17 protein-coding genes are annotated in these 18499 nt (G+C 72.6%); 12 read left to right on the plus strand and 5 right to left on the minus strand.

Going from position 1 to position 18499, the window contains the following annotated elements:
- Positions 1 to 77 precede the first annotated feature (77 nt).
- The 3 genes from BIU89_RS02575 (at position 78) to BIU89_RS02585 (ending at position 2597) form a co-directional block, all read left to right on the plus strand.
- A complete protein-coding gene (locus BIU89_RS02575; RefSeq protein WP_071244672.1) occupies positions 78 to 1061 on the plus strand; it encodes a glycosyltransferase family 9 protein in 984 nt (327 codons plus the stop codon).
- Positions 1062 to 1111: 50 nt separating this feature from the next.
- Positions 1112 to 1468 carry a PRC-barrel domain-containing protein gene (locus tag BIU89_RS02580; protein WP_027465587.1) on the plus strand — a complete coding sequence of 119 codons (357 nt, stop codon included), beginning with the start codon at positions 1112 to 1114 and terminating at the stop codon, positions 1466 to 1468.
- A 148-nt stretch (positions 1469 to 1616) separates the two neighbouring features.
- The gene (locus BIU89_RS02585) at positions 1617 to 2597 is read left to right on the plus strand and encodes an SGNH/GDSL hydrolase family protein (protein WP_217642810.1); all 981 of its coding nucleotides are present in this window, start codon (positions 1617 to 1619) and stop codon (positions 2595 to 2597) included.
- On the opposite strand, the gene BIU89_RS02590 is transcribed toward BIU89_RS02585, so the two are convergent.
- Positions 2554 to 3423, minus strand: coding sequence for a universal stress protein (locus tag BIU89_RS02590; protein ID WP_071244674.1), 870 nt, complete (start codon positions 3421 to 3423; stop codon positions 2554 to 2556). The two genes, BIU89_RS02585 and BIU89_RS02590, sit on opposite strands and share 44 nt — an antisense overlap.
- 176 nt (positions 3424 to 3599) lie before the next feature.
- Between BIU89_RS02590 and BIU89_RS02595 the strand changes: the two genes are divergently transcribed.
- Entirely contained in the window at positions 3600 to 4079 is a 480-nt protein-coding gene (locus BIU89_RS02595; protein ID WP_071244675.1) for an NUDIX domain-containing protein, read from the plus strand.
- Between the two features lie 241 nt (positions 4080 to 4320).
- Positions 4321 to 6369 (plus strand): MSCRAMM family protein, encoded by a 2049-nt coding sequence (locus tag BIU89_RS02600; protein ID WP_071244676.1) that lies wholly within the window; start codon positions 4321 to 4323, stop codon positions 6367 to 6369.
- Between the two features lie 589 nt (positions 6370 to 6958).
- Here the strand turns inward: BIU89_RS02600 and BIU89_RS02605 are convergent.
- Together BIU89_RS02605 and BIU89_RS02610 are read right to left on the minus strand one after the other, a co-directional pair.
- Positions 6959 to 8320 carry an MFS transporter gene (locus BIU89_RS02605; RefSeq protein WP_071244677.1) on the minus strand — a complete coding sequence of 454 codons (1362 nt, stop codon included), beginning with the start codon at positions 8318 to 8320 and terminating at the stop codon, positions 6959 to 6961.
- Between the two features lie 229 nt (positions 8321 to 8549).
- The gene (locus BIU89_RS02610) at positions 8550 to 9479 is read right to left on the minus strand and encodes a hypothetical protein (protein WP_071244678.1); all 930 of its coding nucleotides are present in this window, start codon (positions 9477 to 9479) and stop codon (positions 8550 to 8552) included.
- 93 nt (positions 9480 to 9572) lie between these two features.
- On the opposite strand from BIU89_RS02610, the gene BIU89_RS02615 reads away from it, so the two are divergent.
- Complete coding sequence (locus BIU89_RS02615) at positions 9573 to 9788, plus strand: hypothetical protein (RefSeq protein ID WP_027465592.1); 216 nt, start codon at positions 9573 to 9575, stop codon at positions 9786 to 9788.
- Here the strand turns inward: BIU89_RS02615 and BIU89_RS02620 are convergent.
- Both BIU89_RS02620 and BIU89_RS02625 read right to left on the minus strand, forming a co-directional pair.
- Positions 9785 to 10522: a YidC/Oxa1 family membrane protein insertase gene (locus BIU89_RS02620; protein ID WP_071244679.1), complete on the minus strand. Its 738-nt coding sequence runs from the start codon at positions 10520 to 10522 to the stop codon at positions 9785 to 9787. The genes BIU89_RS02615 and BIU89_RS02620 overlap by 4 nt on opposite strands.
- 61 nt (positions 10523 to 10583) lie before the next feature.
- Positions 10584 to 10877, minus strand: a complete 294-nt coding sequence (locus tag BIU89_RS02625; RefSeq protein WP_071244680.1) for a hypothetical protein — start codon at positions 10875 to 10877, stop codon at positions 10584 to 10586.
- A gap of 66 nt (positions 10878 to 10943) precedes the next feature.
- Between BIU89_RS02625 and ybaK the strand changes: the two genes are divergently transcribed.
- From ybaK to BIU89_RS02655, 6 genes are all read left to right on the plus strand, one after another.
- Positions 10944 to 11429, plus strand: a complete 486-nt coding sequence (ybaK, locus tag BIU89_RS02630) for a Cys-tRNA(Pro) deacylase (protein WP_071244681.1) — start codon at positions 10944 to 10946, stop codon at positions 11427 to 11429.
- 96 nt (positions 11430 to 11525) lie between these two features.
- The gene (locus BIU89_RS02635; RefSeq protein ID WP_071244682.1) at positions 11526 to 14132 is read left to right on the plus strand and encodes an ATP-dependent Clp protease ATP-binding subunit; all 2607 of its coding nucleotides are present in this window, start codon (positions 11526 to 11528) and stop codon (positions 14130 to 14132) included.
- 615 nt (positions 14133 to 14747) lie between these two features.
- Positions 14748 to 14981, plus strand: a complete 234-nt coding sequence (locus BIU89_RS18850) for a hypothetical protein (protein ID WP_146238520.1) — start codon at positions 14748 to 14750, stop codon at positions 14979 to 14981.
- Between the two features lie 170 nt (positions 14982 to 15151).
- On the plus strand, positions 15152 to 15694 hold the full coding sequence (locus BIU89_RS18855; RefSeq protein WP_017887364.1) for an adenine phosphoribosyltransferase: 543 nt from the start codon (positions 15152 to 15154) through the stop codon (positions 15692 to 15694).
- A 124-nt stretch (positions 15695 to 15818) separates the two neighbouring features.
- Positions 15819 to 17840 carry a threonine--tRNA ligase gene (gene thrS, locus BIU89_RS02650; RefSeq protein ID WP_083404117.1) on the plus strand — a complete coding sequence of 674 codons (2022 nt, stop codon included), beginning with the start codon at positions 15819 to 15821 and terminating at the stop codon, positions 17838 to 17840.
- On the plus strand, positions 17840 to 18493 hold the full coding sequence (locus tag BIU89_RS02655) for an HIT family protein (RefSeq protein WP_083404118.1): 654 nt from the start codon (positions 17840 to 17842) through the stop codon (positions 18491 to 18493). The genes thrS and BIU89_RS02655 overlap by 1 nt, the downstream gene beginning before the upstream one ends.
- Positions 18494 to 18499 lie beyond the last annotated feature (6 nt).

The raw sequence follows: 18499 nt of genomic DNA on the forward strand, positions 1-18499 counted from the left end.
CCGGGGGCCGCCCCAGGAAGAGCCGCGGAGCGCGGTCCCGGCAGGACCGTCAGCGTGTCGGGTCTACCGTCGCCGCGGTGACCGCCCTCGAGAACCTGCCCGACCCCGACGGACGCCCGGAACTGCTCGTCCTCCGTGCCATCAAGCTCGGCGACCTGCTCGTCGCCGTCCCCGCGCTGCACGCGCTCCGTCGCGCGTTCCCCGACCACCGCATCACCCTGGCCACCACGGCGTGGCTGGCGCCGGTCGTCGAACTCGTGCCGGCGGTGGACGTCCACCTGGCCCAGCACGGTCTCGACCACCCGATCGCGGTGCCGCACGGTGCCGTCGACATCGCCGTCAACCTGCACGGCGCCGGCCCGGAGTCCTCGGACCTCGTCGCCGCGCTCGCCCCGCGCCGGGTCATCGGGCACGCCGACCCGACCCACGGTTACGAGGGCCCGGAGTGGCCGGACGACGTGCACGAGCGCGACCGTTGGGCGGACCTGCTCACGTGGCACGGCATCCCGGCGGATGCGACCGAGGTCCACATCGACCGCCCCGCCGAGCCGCCGGTGGTCGCCGACGCGGCCGTCGTGCACGTGGGCGCCTTCCACGGTGCGCGGCACTGGCCGACGGACCGCTTCGCCGACGTGGTGCGCGGGCTCCGGGCGCGCGGTGCCGACGTGGTCCTGACAGGAGGCTCGGACGACGTCGTGCGCGCCCGTGCCGTCGCCGACGCGGCCGGCCTGGCGCCGGAGGCGGTCCTGGCCGGCACCCTGGACCTGCAGGCCTTCGCCGCGGTGATCGCCGCGGCACGGCTCGTCGTCACGGTCGACACCGGTGCTGCGCACCTGGCGTCCGCCTACGGGGTGCCCTCGGTCGTGCTGTTCGGCCCGGCACCGCCCGAGGCGTGGGGGCCGCCGTCGACCGGCCCGCACATCGTGCTCACCGACGCCTCGGTCCGTCGCGGCGACGTCTTCGCCGAGGACCCGGACCCGGCGATCCTGGCCGTGACCGCGGACGACGTGCTGGCCGCGGTGGACCGGCTCCGGGTGACCGCTCAGGCGGCCGGGCGGTAGCGTCGACCGAGAGCCACCCGGACCTGCCGGACGCTCGGAGGGAGTCCTTCGTGTTCGAAGCCGCGAACATCCGTGACTGGATCGGTCTGCCGGTCGTCGACGAGGCCGACGACAAGGTCGGCACGCTCGAGAGCATCTACTACGACACCGCCACGTCCGAGCCTGCGTTCGGCGCCCTGACCACCGGCATGGTCGGGTTCCAGAAGCTCGTCTTCGTCCCGCTGTTCGGCGCCACCGTCGCCCCGAAGCACCTGCGGGTCACGTTCCCGAAGAAGCTCGTCAAGGACGCCCCGTCGATCTCGACCGACGGGGAGCTCGACGCCGCGACCGAGCCCGAGCTGTTCCAGCACTACGGGCTGGAGTACCGCACCGGCAGCGGCGGCGAACGCCGACTCGGACGCCGCTGAGCCCGTCCCGCCCCACCCGACCGACCGATCCGCCGCACCCGCCCGGAGGCCGCAACTGCTCCGCACCGCCCGTACGACGCTGCTCGCCGCCCTGGCGGCGGTCGCCGTCGTCGGGCTGGTGGTGGCCGGGGTCGCGGCACCGGGGCCGGTGGAACGGGCGTCGGCCGCGCCGATGTGGCCCGTCCCGCAGCCCTACCCGGTGCCGGACGATCCGGCCGAGCCGCTCGCCGACCTCCCGCCCGGCAGCGAGTACGTCGCCCTCGGTGACTCGTACTCCGCCGGCTACGGCCTCGGCGACCGGACCCGGCTGCCCACGAGCGCGTGCGTGCAGTCGGCCCGTGACTACCCGCACCGGCTCGCGGCGCGGTTCGGCCTCGACCTGACCGACGTCACGTGTGCGGGCGCCACCAGCGAGGACGTCACGACCGGACACCAGTTCACGGGCGTCCCCCCGCAGATCGAGTCGCTGTCCTCGCGTACCCGGCTCGTGACCCTGACCATCGGCGGCAACGACGCGGACCTGTTCGGCACGGCCGCGTCGTGCCTGGCGATCTCGGCCGACGGCCCGGTGTTCTCCGGACGTGACGCGCCGTCGTGCAAGAGCACGCTCGTGCAGGACGGTGAGGACCAGCTCAGCCTGAAGATCCAGTCGCGGGTCGCGCTCGGGATCGCCGACACCCTCGCAGCGGTGCAACGGGCCGCGCCGAACGCCGTCGTCGTGTTCCTCGGGTACCCGGCGATCTTCCCGGACGCCGAGCACACCCCCGCGAAGGGCTGCTTCCGGTCGGCGCTCGACCTCGGCACGCTCGCGGGGTCGTTCCCCTCGGACACCTTCCCGTTCACCGATGACGACGTGGCGTACCTGCACGGTGTGCAGGAGGAGCTCGACGCCGTGTCCGCATCCGCCGCCGACGCCGCCGGGGTGCGGTTCGTCGACGTCCTCGAACGCACCGAGGCCCACTCGGCCTGCGCCCCGCGGGACGAGCGCTACGTCGCGGGTGTCAGCCTGACCGGCTCGAGCGACCTGCGACGCATCGACCTGCGGGCCGGCGCCCTGCACCCGAACGGCCGCGGAGTCGCGTACCTCACCGACCAGATGGCCGACGCGATCCGGGAACTCGCCGGCTGACCCGTCCGGACCCCGCGCTGTCCGTGTGGGCCGCCGGTGGGACGACGCAGACCGGTGCCGCCGTCTCACGGACGACGTCGTGCAGGAGCGCGCCGGACAGCACCCGCACGTGGCCCCGTCCGAGCACCACGAGCGACGCCCGCCGGGTGCGCGATGCGATGGCGTGCCCCGGGTGTCCCTCGACGAGCAGCGGCCGGATCCGCACCGCCGGGAACCGCGCGGTCAGGTCCTCGGTGACCCGCTGCAGCAGTTCGGCGTTCCGGGCGCGCCACCGCAGGGGGTCCTCGGCGAAGTCGGTGAGTCCGGTCCGGGTCAGCACGGGCATCTCCCACGCCCGGAGCAGCGTCAGTCGTCGGTGCAGCCGGACGGCCTCGGCCACGGCGATCGAGACGGCCCGCTCGTCGATCGGTTCCTCGACCGCCAGCACCACGTCGCCGTCGATCGGGTGCGGACCCTCGGGGACGATCACGGTCGGTACGGCCGCACGGACCGCGACCCGCGCCGGGTCGCCGCCGGCGGTCGAACCCCGTCGGCTCCGGAAGGTCCCGATCACCAGGAGGTCACCGCCGTCGGACTCCTCGACCAGGGCACTGGCGAACGGCCCGGCGTGCCGGTGCACCTCGACGGTGGCTCCGGGCAGGGCGGCGCGAGCGGCCTGGGCCAGGCGGTCGGCGACCGGTCCGGGGCCCTCGATCGCCGGGTCGGCACCGATGATCCGGATCCGCTCGATCCCGCTGTCCGCGCGGGCGGCGATCCACCGCAGCGCCTCGTCGTGCGGCATCGCGGCGTCCGCGGCCAGCGTCACCGTCGTCCATCGTTCGTCCATCCCGATCGGCCTCCTCCATCGCAGGTCCTCCGGGGGCGTCACACGGCGCTCCGTGCGCCACACGGTACTCCCGGCGCGCACGTGGGGAACCGGCGGTGGAACCGGGCACGTCGGGTGGTGCGTGGCGCGTGTGTGGTGATCCGGGCCTCCCGGCCGGGTCTGCGTAGTCTCGGGGCGTGGTCGTGAGCGCCGGACTGTTGCTGCACCGGACCGGTCCGTCCGGGCCCGAGGTCTTCCTCGCGCACATGGGCGGACCGTTCTGGCGGAACCGGCCGCGTGGCTGGTCGATCCCGAAGGGGCTGGTCGAGGCGGGCGAGGAGCCGCTCGGCACCGCGCTGCGCGAGTTCGCCGAGGAGATCGGGGTGCCCGCACCGGTGAGCGCCGCGGACCTGACCGACCTGGGGGAGTTCCGGCAGGCGTCGGGCAAACGTGTGCGGGTCTTCGCGGCACGGGCGTCGGGGTTCTCGGTCGACACCGTGCGGAGCAACACCGTGCGGCTCGAGCTGCCGCGCGGGTCGGGGCGGTTCGTGGAGGTGCCCGAGGTGGACGACGCGCGGTGGTTCGGCCTCGACGAGGCGCGGGAGCTGGTGGTGGCCGGGCAGGTCGCAGCGCTCGACGCCCTGGTCGCGCTCGGTTGGGGTGCTGGCGGTTCCTGACGCGCCGCTCGTGTCGGTCGAGCGGTCACGAACTGTCGTCCGGCGGGCCTCCAGGCGACACTTCTCGGCCGCTCGGCGATCGGCGTGCGGCAGGTCGTGACCACTCGGCGGGACCTTCTTGCTCGTGTTGTGCCCCGGACACGAGCCACGCCCGCTGGATAGTCTGAGGGGGTGTCGGGTTCTCCGGCGCCACACCAGGGGAGTACGCATGCGGCGCTGGCGCGCGATCACGGCTGGACTGATGGCCCTCGCACTCGGAGCAGGACTCTCGATCGGCGGCGCGACCAGTGCGTCGGCGGAGCCGGTCGGCAACTGGGGGACCTTCACCCTCAGCGGAGCGAGCCGGGCCTACACCGGCACGATGACGCTCGCCGGGTTCCCCGAGACGACCTTCACGTCGGACTCCCGGCAGTCGACCGTCGTCAGCGGGGCATCGACCTGGCAGTCGGCGTCGACCCCGTCGGGCGCGGTCTACGGGACGAGCCGTGGCCAGACCTACATGAACCAGCGGCCGAACGTCGACTCGCCCACGTCTGGCGCATCGACGACCACCTACACGTTCGCCGAGCCGACCCCGGGCGCCCAGAGCTGGTCGTTCGTGCTCGGCGACGTCGACGCCGATCGGGCGACCATCTCGGCCACCGTCTCCGGTGGCGGCGCCGCGACCGCGGAGCAGCTCGGGTACGTGAGCTCCTACAACTCCTGCTCGGCCGCCGTCGCCGGAGGGCCGTCGTGCACCGCTGACCCCGACGGCACGATCGGGCAGGACCTGCCCTCCTGGGACCCAGCCACCCGGACCCTGACGGGCAACACCGGCGCGGTCGACACCGCCGGCGCCACGGCCTGGTTCACGCCGACCGTCTCGCTCACCAGCCTGACGATCACGTACCAGCAGCGCAGCGGATTCCCGGTGTACCAGACCTGGTTCGCCAACCGCACCGCTGCGATCACCGGCACGGCGACCGTCGACGGAGCGCCGATCCCCGGGGCGATCGTCCGCGTCACCGCTCCGCGCGGCACCGTGTACACGACGACGACCAACGCCGACGGCACCTACGCGTTCCCGCAGCTGCCGGTCATCGCGAACTACCGCGTCGAGATCACCCCGCCGGACGGTGCCGAGGGCCCTGACCAGCCCACGAGGGTCTCCCTCGCGCAGACCGGCTCGCCGGGCGGCGTGGACCAGCAGGCCGACTTCGCGTTCACGTCGCCGGAGGACACCGTGTCGGTCATCGGCACCGTGGTCGACGAGGACGGCCGACCGGTCTCGAACCTCGAGGTCGTCATCACCGACCCGGACTCCGGGGACGTCCTCGTCGACACGACGACGAACAGCGACGGCGTCTACACCGGCTCGGATCTGCCGGCGGACACCGACCTCGACGTGTCCGTCGCCGACGAGCCGCCCGTGACCATCACCACCGGCGACGACGACGCGGCACCGGCAGTCCCCGACGAGGTCGAAGCCCCGGCCGCCGTCGTCGCGACGGTCGCCGGTGTGGTCTCGCTCGACGGTTCACCCGTGCCCGCTGGAGCGGTGGTCGAACTCGTCGACGGCACGGGCGGCGTGGTCGCATCGACGGAGACCGACGCTGACGGTCGGTACGTCTTCGCCACTGCGGCGGGCACGTACACCGTCCGGACCGAACGACCCGAGCCAGGGGCGACCGGGGCGACGTCGAACACCGGTGTGCCGGCCGTCGCTGGCGAGCGTGCTTCGTCCGACCTGCCGTTCGCCTCCGCAGCCCCCGCCGCCGAGGTCACCACCGACCAGCCCGGCACGGTCGTCGACACGAACGGCGAACCCGTTCCCGACGCCGAGGTCGTCGCGACTCCGACGGACCCACAGTCCGGCGATCCCGTGTCGGTCGTCACGGACGACGACGGTGCGTTCGACCTGACCGGACTGGAGCCCACGACGGAGTACTCCGTCTCGGTCGACGTCGAGGGGGCAGAGACGGCGACCGTCGTCACCCCGGAGTCCGGGGCTGCGACGCCGCTGGCGTTCGTGGTGCGGGCTGCGGCGGCTCCGGCTCCCGCACCATCGCCGTCGGAGTCGCCGAGCGGTTCTCCTTCGGCGGCCCCGACCGGCCCCGCCGCCGGGTCGGGCTCCGGCTCCGCGCCGGTCTCGGGCCAGGGCGATGCGGGGGACGGGGGACCGCTCGCCTACACGGGCGCGGACCTCGGCCCGGGACTCATCGCCGCCGGGGTGCTCGTGCTGCTCGGTGCGGCGCTGCTGACCTACCGCGCGGTGCGCAACCGCCGCCGCACCGACCACCTGCAGGACTGACCGAGCGGCGGGCGCAGGACACGGCGCCGCGGGTACGCCGAGGGGTCACGAACCGTCGCCCGCCGCCCCGTCAGACGACAGTTCGAGCGCCCCCGACGCCCCGCCGACAGCATGTCGTGACCACTCGAGGCCCGGGCACCGCGCGCGTCCCCCGCACCCGCACAACACGGCGCCGCGGGGACGCCGAGGGGTCACGAACCGTCGCCCGCCGACCCGTCAGACGACAGTTCGAGCGCCCCCGACGCCCCGGCAACAGCATGTCGTGACCACTCGGGGCCCGGGCACCGCGCGCGTCCCCGCCGCCGCACAACACGCCGCCCGGGTCCGCCGAGGGGTCACAAACCGTCGCCCGCCGCCCCGTCAGACGACAGTTCGAGCGCCCCCGACGCCCCGCCGACGGCAAGTCGTGACCACTCGAGGCCCGGGCACCGCGCGCGTCCCCCGCAGCCGCACAACACGCCGCCGCGGGTACGCCGAGCGGTCACGAACCGTCGCCCGCCGCCCCCGCAGACAACAGTTCGAGCACCCTCGACGCCCCGCCAACGGCATGTCGTGACCACTCGACGCGCCGACCGCGCCCGCGCCGCCCCTAGCGCGTCCGCGGCCGCCGCACCGAACCCGTGACGACGCCGATCGACCCCGTGACCGTCTGGATCGCCCGCCCGACGACCGGCACCGACGTGGTGACGACCGCGAGCGACGACGTGATGGCCTCGATGGACGACGTCGACAGGTGCTCCTGCGTGTGCGTGTGCACCGGGAACCCGCGACGCGCCAGCACGACGACCCCGAGTGCCCCGACCAGCACCGCGGCACCGGCGAACGGCAGGTACTGCAGCCCGACGATCCCGAGGGCCTGCCCGCCGAACGCCGCACCACCGGCGATGCCGATGTTCGACGCGCCGTTGACCAGCGCGCCGGCGATGTCGGGGGAGACGCCTCCGGCACGGATCGCCGCGGCCATGAAGAGCGTGCCGGTCGTGCCGTTCGCGGCCATCCAGACCCCGGCGACGACCATCGTCCCCATCAGGGAGCCGTGCACGAACGGCATCGTCGCGAAGGCCACGACCATCACGGCGACCGAGGCGATCAGCGTCTGCCGGGGCGCACGGTCGACGAACATGCCGGCGAGCCCGAGCCCGACGACACCGGTGCCACCGAGCACGAGCAGTGCCCCGCTCACCATGCCGGCGTCGAGCCCCGCGTCGATCGCGTACGGCCCGATGTACGTGTAGACGACGTAGTGCCCGCCGAACAGCAGCATGTCGGCGATCACGACGGACAGCAGTCCGGTGCGTGCCCAGGCCTTCGGCGACCCGATGTGCGGCGACGAGGCACCGCGGACGGCGGGCAGGAACAGCAGGGCGACGACCGCGAGTGCCGCTGCGGCCACACCGACGGAGAACACGGCCTGGCGCCAGCCGATGTGCTGCGCGACCCAGGTCGCGACGGGCACGCCGAGCACGAACCCGAGCGAGCTGCCCGAGTACACGAACGCGATCGCCCGCCCGGCCAGCCGCGGCGGCACGATCCGGGTGGCGTACGCCGAGGCGACCGAGAAGAACAGTGCGTGCGCGATTCCGCCGACGACGCGTCCGGCACAGACGACGGCGAACGACGGTGCGAGCGCGACCATCAGGTTCGACACGGTGTAGCCGACGAGCGTGGCGACGAGCACGGTCTTGCGGGGCAGCTTCGCGGTGAACGCGGTGAGCGGCAGCGCGAGGAGCGCGACGGCCGCGGCGTACACGGTGATGACGATGCCCATGGTGGCCTCGGTCACGCCGAGGTCGGCGCTCATCGTGCCGAGCAGCCCGACGGGCATGAGCTCGGTGGTGATGGCGAAGAACGTGGCCAGTCCGAGCACGGCGATGCCGACGATCGACTGGCTGGTGACGGTGATCGGCCGCGTGTGGGTCGACACGGCCGAGGTGGTGGTGTTGGTGGACACGCTGCTGACCTCCTCCGAGGCACGGTGGAGCGCGCGACGATGCCGATCGTTCTGACGGCGGTGACCGGGAGGGTCTGCGGGGCGCGCTCGCTGGCGGATGTGGATGATGTGGGTACGACTCCACGACGAGTGCGCTCATCCAGTGTTGCACGATGGAACGACTCTCGCGAGGGCATCCAGCAAATACATCGGAGCGCTCCAACGAAACACTCAGCTCCGGGTCGCTCGCTCAGTACTCGTTCGTCACCCGGCCCTGGACCCCACCGCCGCGCAGCTCGATGGTCAACGTGCCGCTCCTGGACTGCGCGGACATCGACACCGATCCGTGCAGCGCCGCCTGCCGCGGGAAGCATGCCGTCGACGACTCGATGCGGTCCGCCGTCGCCACCAGGCAGATCGTCGACCGGTCCGTCCCGATGCCGGCCCAGACGTTCCAGGGTGTCTCCGCGGTCCCGCCGTCGAGCGCGCGGTTCGTGAAGACCAGTCGCGTCGTGTGGAGACTCACCGGCGCAGCGACCGGCCCCGGCAACTGGTCGGCGTACGTCTGCGGGACGTCGAGCAGCTGCTCGAGCGTGATCGTCCCCGCGGTCGGCGTGACGCTCGGCGCTGCGGCGACGTCCGGTCGCGCCGTCCCGACGAGCGTCCCGGCGGCGAACGCGACGCCCACCGCCGCTGCCGCGCCGCCCGCGATCCAGGCGAGTGGCCGCTCCGTCCACAACCACCGCCGCCACCGGGTCCGTCCGGTCGGCTCGGCCTGGAGGATCCGCTCGTCCCCGCCGCCGCCCCTCGCGTCGTCGACGTGGTCGCCCCCACCGCCGTCGGTCGCCTCCGACACGTCGGCTCCGGCAGGCACCGCCGCCGAACCAGCGGGCAAGGACACGACCGCCGCGCCAGCGGGCGAGGACACGGGCACCGCCACCGGCACCGGCACGGGCCCTGGACCCGATCGCGTCGCGGACGGGACGGACGTGCGGACCGGCTCCGGGCCTCCCGGCAGGGGATCCCGCGCCGTCGCGACCGCACGCGCACGGGGTCGCCGTCCGCGTTCCAGGTCCTGCAGCGCGATCCGGGCGCGCGCCGCGTCCGCCGGGCTCGATCCTGCTCCCCAGGCGACGGCCTCGAGCCGTGCCCGTTCCGCTGCCACGTCGTCGTGGGCCATGCGCACTCCCGCTCTGCCGGTCGCGTGGACAGGTCCATCGTGGCACCGCCGAGCCGTGCGCGCGCACCCAGAACGAGGGAGTAGGCGTGGTGCATGAGCACCGACCCCATGCCGCAGCACGACGCCGACGCCGAGACCCTCGAGCCGCTGAGCCACGACACCCAGTCCGGCGAGGCCGACTACGTCGCGACCAGCCCCGGCGGCGCTGGCACGGAACGTCATGTGCCGACCGCCGACGAGGAGCAGGGCCGCGGCACCGAGTACGACCCGGTCGACCAGGGACCGCAGCAGGAGGGCCAGGGCGGCTAGCGGACCACCCGACGCAGCACGGCGCGTTCCCCGTACGTCCAGGCCGCACTCGTCACGACGTAGAGCGCGGCGGCGAGTGGTGCGATCGCCGCGAACACGACCGTGATGAACGGCACGTACCGCCCCACGGCGGCGGTCGCGGCGGCCCCGGGGACCCCCGGTTCCGGCGCCGGCACCGGGTTCCAGTGGGCGTTCGACCGGCGGCTGAGCTCGACGACGACCGCCAGCACCGCCAGCAGGACCAGCACCACCCAGGCGTGCACCCACAGCGGCGACGTGAGCGTGACGACGAGCGAGTGGCCGAGCGGGACCCCGACGAGCGTCGCCTCCAGCAGGGCGTTCGCGGTGCCGTCGATCGAGGCGTGCGTGAAAAGCGCGTAGACGAGCGACACCACGGGTGCCTGCGCCAGGACGGGCAGGCAGCCGGCCAGCGGCGAGACCTTCTCGTCGGTGTACAGCTGCTGCACCGCCCGCTGCAGGCGCTGGGTGTCGCGGCCGTGGCGCTTCCGGAGCGCCGCGAGCTGTGGTGCGAGGCGCCGGCGGTCCCGCTCGGCCCGCACCTGCAGCACGGACAGCGGGACGAGCACCAGGCGGACGGCCAGGGTGAGGAGCACGACGGCGATCGCCGCGGCGAACGAGCCGGCGACGGGGGAGAGCGCCGCGGTGAGGGCGGTGACGAGGTCCGCGCCGCCGTGCAGCAGCGGGCCGACGAGGGGCAGGGTGGACAGGTCCATGACGGTTCCGATCGGTGGTGGGTCAGCGGGGTTCGCGAGCGGCCCGGCCACCGGTCGGTGGTCAGGCCGGGGTCGCGACCCCCGGTGCCCGTGAGCGGACGTGGCCGTCGGCGTCGGGGTGGCTCCACCCGATCCGGGTGGCCAGGTCGGGCACCGCCGACCGATCCGACACGGATGTCGATCCGACCCCGAGGACGGCCGCGAGCACCGCGACGAGCAGCCGGGCGACGACGACGGTCACGGCGACCGCGGTCAGCCCGAGTGCCGCCACGGCCAGCAGGGGCAGCACCCCGGCGGCCGGGTCGCCGAGCACCAGCGCGGCGGTGGCGCGGAGCAGCAGCAGGACGGCGGTCATGGTCCGTTCAGCGTAACGCCCGCGTGCCGTCGAGGACCGGAAGGTGCGGCGGGGGAGGATCACGGCATGACCGCAGGTTCGCCGAGCACCCCAGCGACCGTCGCGCTCGAGGCGGCCGGGGTCCCGTACACGCCGCACGTGTACGAGCACCACGAGAGCGCCACCAACTTCGGAGAAGAGGCGGCCGCCGCCCTCGGGCTGCGCGAGGAGCAGGTCTTCAAGACCCTGGTCGTCTCCGTCGACGGCACCCTCGCCGTCGCGATCGTGCCGGTGGCGAACCGGCTCGACCTCAAGGCGATCGCCGCGGCCGTCGGGGGCAAGAAGGCGACGCTGGCCGATCCCGCCCTCGCCGAGAAGCGCACGGGCTACGTGGTCGGCGGGATCAGCCCGGTCGGCCAGAAGACCCGGCTCCGCACCGTGCTCGACGAATCGGCGCTGTCGTACGCGAGCATCTTCGTGTCCGGCGGTCGTCGCGGATTCGACGTCGAGGTGGCACCGACGGACCTCGCGCGGATCACCGAGGCGGTCGCCGCACCCATCGCGCGGACCTGAGTCGAGTCGCCGCAAGTTTTTTCCGGACCCGGGAATGACCCGGGCCCTCCTGCGTTGCATTGAGTCGAAGGCACTCAAGTTCCCCAGGAGGTCCCTTTGCCAGAGACGTTCGGCCCGACCGGTAGCAATGACTCGTTCGACGAGTTCCTCGCCCGCCTGCTCGCGGCACAGCGCACCGGTGACCAGCAGCGCGTCCGCGCGTTCGGTCGACCGGTCGACATCACCCGGCTGCTCAGCCGCCGGACCCACGAGCTGCTCCAGCACACCGCCGAGTACGCGGTCGCGCAGGGGCAGCGCGAGATCGACGCACTGCACATCCTGCACGTGCTCGTCCGCACCGAACCGTTCGACGCCGTCGTGCGTTCCGCCGGGGTCGACCCCCGGCGACTCGCCGAGGAGATCGAGCAGCGCCTGCCGATGGCGCACGAGCCACTGGCCGAGCAGACCGGCCGCCCGGCACTGACCGGCACCGCCCAGCGCATCCTCGTCGAGGCGACGCAGGCAGCGCGGGGCTTCGGCAGCACCTACACCGACCCCGAGCACGTCTTCTTCGCGCTCGTGATGGACCAGGAGACCGTGACCGGCCAGCTGCTCGCCAGCGCCGGGATCACCCCGCAGCTCATGCAGGACTACGCCCAGCAGGCCGCGGCAGCAGCACGAGAGGGGCGCCCCATGCCCGGAACACCCGATGCCGTCGGCGCCGACCAGGCCACCGACAGCGACACCCCGACGCTCGACCAGTTCGGCACCGACCTGACCGAGCGCGCCCGTGACGGGCACGTCGACCCGGTGATCGGCCGCGCCGACGAGATCGAGCAGACCGTCGAGATCCTGCTCCGCCGCACCAAGAACAACCCGGTGCTGATCGGTGAGCCCGGCGTCGGCAAGACCGCGATCGTCGAGGGCCTCGCCCAGCGGATCGTCGACGGTGACGTCCCCGCCCTGTTGCAGGGCAAGCGGGTCGTCGCGCTCGACCTGCCCGGCATGCTCTCCGGCACCCGCTACCGCGGCGACTTCGAGGAGCGCCTCACCAAGGCGATGGACGAGATCGCGGCGCACGCCGACGAGCTCATCGTCTTCGTCGACGAGCTCCACACCGTCGTCGGCGCCGGTGGCGGCGGAGAAGGCGGCTCGATGGACGCCGGCAACATCCTCAAACCCCGGCTCGCCCGCGGCGACCTGCACCTGGTCGGCGCGACGACGCTCAACGAGTACCGCCGGATCGAGAAGGACGCCGCGCTCGAGCGCCGGTTCCAGCCCGTCACGGTGGGGGAGCCGAACGTCGAGGACGCCGTCGCGATCCTGACCGGCCTCGCCCCGCGCTACGAGGAGCACCACGGCGTCGCCTACACGCCCGAGGCGCTCCGCGCCGCCGTCGAGCTCTCGCACCGCTACGTGACCGACCGGCACCTGCCGGACAAGGCCATCGACCTCATCGACCAGGCCGGTGCACGCCGTCGCCTCGCCCTGTCGGGCGACGTCGACGTCGAGGCGCTGCGTGCCCAGGTCACCGACCTGACGGCCCGCAAGGACCGCGCGGTCGCCGAGGAGCACTACGAGGAAGCGTCCGACCTGCGCGACGAGATCGTCGGACTGGAGGCCCGGATCACCGCCGCCTCGTCGGCGGACGCCAGCCGCCCCTCCCGTCAGGAGTCCGCGGACACCTCGATCACGGAGGCCGACATCGCCGCCGTCGTGTCGCGTGCCACCGGGATCCCGGTGACCCGCCTCGGCTCGGCCGACAAGACGCGGCTCGCCGCGCTCGAGTCCGAGCTGCACGACCGAGTCGTCGGCCAGGACGACGCCGTGCGGGCGATCGCGAAGGCGGTACGACGCAGCCGGACCGGCATGGGCGACCCGCGTCGTCCGGTGGGCAGCTTCCTGTTCCTCGGCCCGACGGGCGTCGGCAAGACCGAACTCGCGAAGGCCCTGGCGTCGTCGCTGTTCGGTGACGAGTCCGCGATGCTCCGCTTCGACATGAGCGAGTTCGGCGAACGCCACACCGTGTCCCGCCTGGTCGGTGCCCCTCCCGGGTACGTCGGCCACGACGAGGCCGGCCAGCTCACCGAGCGAGTCCGCCGCAACCCGTACTCGGTGATCCTGCTCGACGAGGTCGAGAAGGCCCACCCGGACGTCTTCAACCTGCTGCTGCAGGTCCTCGACGACGGCCGGCTCACCGACGGGCAGGGGCGGACGGTCGACTTCCGGAACACCGTCGTCATCATGACGTCGAACATCGGCTCGGAGTTCCTGGCCTCCCGCTCGGGAGCGCTCGGGTTCTCCCCGGTCGGCGCGACGCACGGCTACGCGGAAGACGACCTGCGGGCCCGCGTCATGGGCAAGCTGCGCGAGGCGATGCGGCCCGAGTTCATCAACCGCATCGACGAGATCGTGCTGTTCCGCAAGCTCGACCGATCCCAGATCGCGTCGATCGTGTCGCTGCTGCTGCAGGACACGGCGCTCCGGCTGGTCGCACAGGACATGCTCCTGTCGGTCTCCGACGCGGCGGTCGACTGGCTCGCCGAGCAAGGGTACGAGCCGGAGTACGGTGCCCGCCCGCTCCGTCGGCTCATCCAGCGCGAGGTCGACGACCGCATCGCGACCCTGGTGGTCGAGGGCGGGGTCACCGCGGGTGACACCGTGCGGATCGACGTCGAGGGCGATGCCCTGACGGCGAGCGTCGCGGAGCACGCGGCGGTCTAGTCCGGTCGCACGCACACACGAGGGCCCGGTACCGATTCGGTACCGGGCCTTCGGCCTGCACGGACCGCCGCGGTGTTCGGGAATGCAATTCCGGATGTTTTCCGGAAAAGGGGTTGCGCTCCGAATTGCGGTGCCGATAGTGTTCACTCGTCGCGAACGGTCGAACATTCGACCCGGACGACTCCGCCAGCTCGAGACCGAAAGGGGGCCGACCCATGATGATCACAACGACCACTCCGTTCCGTGGAATCCGTGGACGCGTCGGTACCCCGTTCCGCGTCCGCTGACCCGGGGCGTCCCACTCTCCTGACACCTGTGCCTCCGGGCACCGTGCGCTGAGCCGATCAGGCTCGCGCAGCACCGGTTCGTTCGTCTGCTGAACGGCTCGTCGACTCGTCGATGCGTGCCGTCCGATCTGCGCGGACGACGCCGGAAGAATGTCGGTGGACAGTGCGACGCTCTCGGTGTCGACGAGCATTCCGCGATCGTTGTCCGAACATTTCCGGACCATCCCGGAGTGCATTCTCACGTATTCAATTCCTGCTGCCCGCAACCCGGGCGGATTCGTCCTGCCCGACACCCGGGCAGCTCTGCCGTGCCCTGAAGGGGAACACCGTGTCCACGAAGACCACCACCCGTCCACCCGATACCCGCGCGGTGCGCCGCCGGGTCTCACTCGCCGACCGCATCGCACTCCGGGTCGGGATGTCGCTCATCATCTGGAGCCGACGCACCCGCAAGGAGCGGCCCGAGGTCGACCTCGCCACGCTGGCCCGCCTCGAGCGCGAACGCCAGCAGCGCGAGGCCGACTGGATCACCCAGGGTGCCGCCATGCGGATGTGGCGCTGACCCACGGCGCTGCGTCGGCGGCGCCACACGCTCGCACGCATGGTCGAGGTTCCCTACTCGGTGGCCGCCCCTCGGGGTGGCACCACGTCCGGAACCTCGCACCATGCCGGGCACCCCTCGCACCGTGCGGGGCGTCCGGACGCACCCCGGGCCTCCCGTACCGTTGGCGGGTGACCGAAACCGCAGCTGCACTCGTCGAACGCCTCACCGCCCTCGTCCCGGACTTCCCGAAGCCGGGGGTGCTCTTCCGTGACGTGACGCCGGTGTTCTCCGACGCCGTCGCGTTCGGCCGCGTGTGCGAAGCACTCGCGGCACCGTTCGCGGTCGGAGCCGGGTTCGACGCGGTCGCCGGCATCGAGGCCCGGGGCTTCGCACTGGCCGGGGGCATCGCCGCCCAGCACCAGGTCGGCGTGCTCACCGTGCGCAAGGCGGGCAAGCTCCCCGGCGAGGTCCTCAGCGAGCAGTACGCGCTCGAGTACGGCGAGGCCGAACTCGAACTGCGGCCGGGTCAGCTGCCCGCCGGCACCCGGGTGCTCGTCGTCGACGACGTCCTGGCCACCGGCGGGACCGGCGCCGCCACCATCACGCTGCTCGAGCGCGCCGGGTACCAGGCCATCGGCTTCGCCGCCCTGCTCGAGCTCGACGGCCTGAACGGGCGCGAGCGTCTCGAGCCGCGGCTGCCCGTCGCGACGCTCGGCGCCGTCCCGGCCTGAGCGCGGGCAACCGCCCGGCCGGGGCGCCCATCCGTTCTCTCCACAGGCGCATCCCCGGCGTCCGCACGCGAGCACGTCTCGCACTAGTCTTGACGCACCATTTCGATCGAGGAGTCCCATCATCGTGACCGAGTCAGTCGCACCCGCGCCCGCCGAGCTTCCCCAGGCACCCGAGCCCCGGACCGCGACGACGACCACGACCGGCACCGAGCTCTTCGACGGTGAGCGCGGCGTCGTCGCGATCCGCGTCGACGGTGTGCTGAAGGACCTCGCGGCGGACGTGCAGGCCGGCGAGACCGCCGAGGCCGTCACCCTGCAGGAGCAGGACGGGCTCGACATCCTCCGGCACTCGGCCGCCCACGTGCTGGCGCAGGCCGTGCAGCAGATCAACCCGGACGCCAAGCTCGGCATCGGGCCGCCCGTCACCGACGGCTTCTACTACGACTTCGACGTCGCCGAGCCCTTCACCCCCGAAGACCTCAAGGCGATCGAGAAGGGCATGGACCGCATCGTCAAGCAGGCCCAGCGCTTCCGTCGCGTGGTCGTCACCGACGAGCAGGCACGCGAGCTGATGGCGGGGGAGCCCTACAAGCAGGAGCTCATCGGCCTCAAGGGTGCGGCGTCCGACGGCGACTCCGGCGAGAGCGTCGAGGTCGGCGCCGGCGAGCTGACCGTGTACGAGAACGTCGACCCGAAGTCGGGCGAGGTGCTCTGGCAGGACCTCTGCCGCGGCCCGCACGTCCCGCACACCCGCTGGATCGGCAACGCCGCCAAGCTCATGCGCGTCGCCGCCGCGTACTGGCGCGGCTCCGAGAAGAACCCGCAGCTGCAGCGCATTTACGGCACCGCCTGGCCCGACAAGGACCAGCTCAAGGCGTACCTGGTGCGCCTCGAGGAAGCCGCCAAGCGCGACCACCGCAAGCTCGGCGCCGAACTCGACCTGTTCTCGTTCCCCGACGAGATCGGTTCCGGCCTGGCGATCTTCCACCCGAAGGGCGGCATCATCCGCCGCGAGATGGAGGACTACTCGCGCCGTCGGCACGAGGAGAACGGCTACTCGTTCGTCTACACGCCCCACATCACCAAGGGCGACCTGTTCGAGACCTCCGGGCACCTCGGCTGGTACAAGGACGGCATGTTCCCGGCCATGCACATGGACGAGGCCAAGGACGAGGACGGCAACGTCACCCGGCAGGGCGCCGACTACTACCTCAAGCCGATGAACTGCCCGATGCACATCCTGGCTTACCGGTCGCAGCCCCGCTCCTACCGCGACCTGCCGCTCCGGATGTTCGAGTTCGGCACGGTGTACCGCAACGAGAAGTCCGGCGTCATCCACGGCCTCACGCGCGTGCGCGGCCTGACCCAGGACGACGCGCACATCTTCACCACGCAGGAGAAGATGAAGGAGGAGCTGACCACGACCCTCGCGTTCGTGCTCTCGCTCCTGCGCGACTACGGCCTCGACGACTTCTACCTCGAGCTGTCGACGAAGGACCCGGAGAAGTACGTCGGTGACGACGAGGTCTGGGACGTCGCGACGGAGACCCTGCGCCAGGTCGCCGAGGAGTCCGGCCTCGAGCTGGTGCCGGACCCAGCCGGTGCGGCGTTCTACGGCCCGAAGATCTCGGTGCAGGCCCGCGACGCCATCGGCCGCACGTGGCAGATGTCGACCGTGCAGCTCGACTTCAACCTGCCCGAGCGCTTCGGCATCGACTACACCGCGGCCGACGGCTCGCGCCAGCGTCCGGTGATGATCCACCGCGCGCTGTTCGGCTCGATCGAGCGCTTCTTCGGGGTCCTCACCGAGCACTACGCGGGCGCGTTCCCGGCGTGGCTGTCGCCCGTCCAGGTCGTCGGCATCCCGGTCGCGGCCGAGTACGGCGACTACCTCGACGAGGTCATCGCGAAGCTCCGTGCCCACGGCGTCCGCGCCGAGGTCGACCACTCGGACGACCGCATGCAGAAGAAGATCCGCACGCACACCAAGGCGAAGGTGCCGTTCCAGCTCATCGCCGGTGGCGACGACCGCGACGCCGGCGCCGTCAGCTTCCGCTTCCGCGACGGCCGCCAGGACAACGCGGTGCCCGTCGACGAGGCCGTGGACCGCATCCTCACCGCGATCCGCGAGCGCGCGCAGGTCTGATGACACCGTCGGGAGGCCCGGAGCAGGCCGGTGGGACCGGTCACGTCGACGACGTGGCCGGCCCCACCGCGGCCGCGGACACCGAGGGCGCGGACACCGATCCGCTGGTGATCCGCGACGCGGCCACCGGCGCAGCCGTCCCGGACGCGTTCCAGCGGCTCTGGAACCCGCACCGGATGGCCTACATCGACGCCGGCCGCGAAGGCCGAGGTCGCGGGCACGACGACGACTGCCCGTTCTGCGAAGCCCCGCGGATGTCCGACGAGGACGCCCTGATCGTGGCCCGCGGCGAGCACGCCTACGTGCTGCTCAACCTGTTCCCGTACAACAACGGGCACCTGCTCGTCTGCCCGTACCGTCACGTCCCGCTCTACGACGAGGCCACGCCGGACGAGCTGCGCGAGATCGGCGAGCTGACCCAGACCGCCATGCGGGTCCTGCGCGAGGTGTCGCACTGCGACGGCTTCAACATCGGCATGAACCAGGGCGAGGTCGCCGGTGCCGGCGTGGCCGCACACCTGCACCAGCACATCGTCCCGCGGTGGCAGTCGGACGCGAACTTCTTCCCGATCATTGCCCGGACCAAGTCCATGTCGCAGTTGCTCGGCGAGACCCGTCGACTCGTCGCCGACGGGTGGCCCCGGGCGCACTAGACTGGT

Origin of the sequence: Curtobacterium sp. MCBA15_005, assembly GCF_001864855.1 — a bacterium.
Taxonomy (GTDB): domain Bacteria; phylum Actinomycetota; class Actinomycetes; order Actinomycetales; family Microbacteriaceae; genus Curtobacterium; species Curtobacterium flaccumfaciens.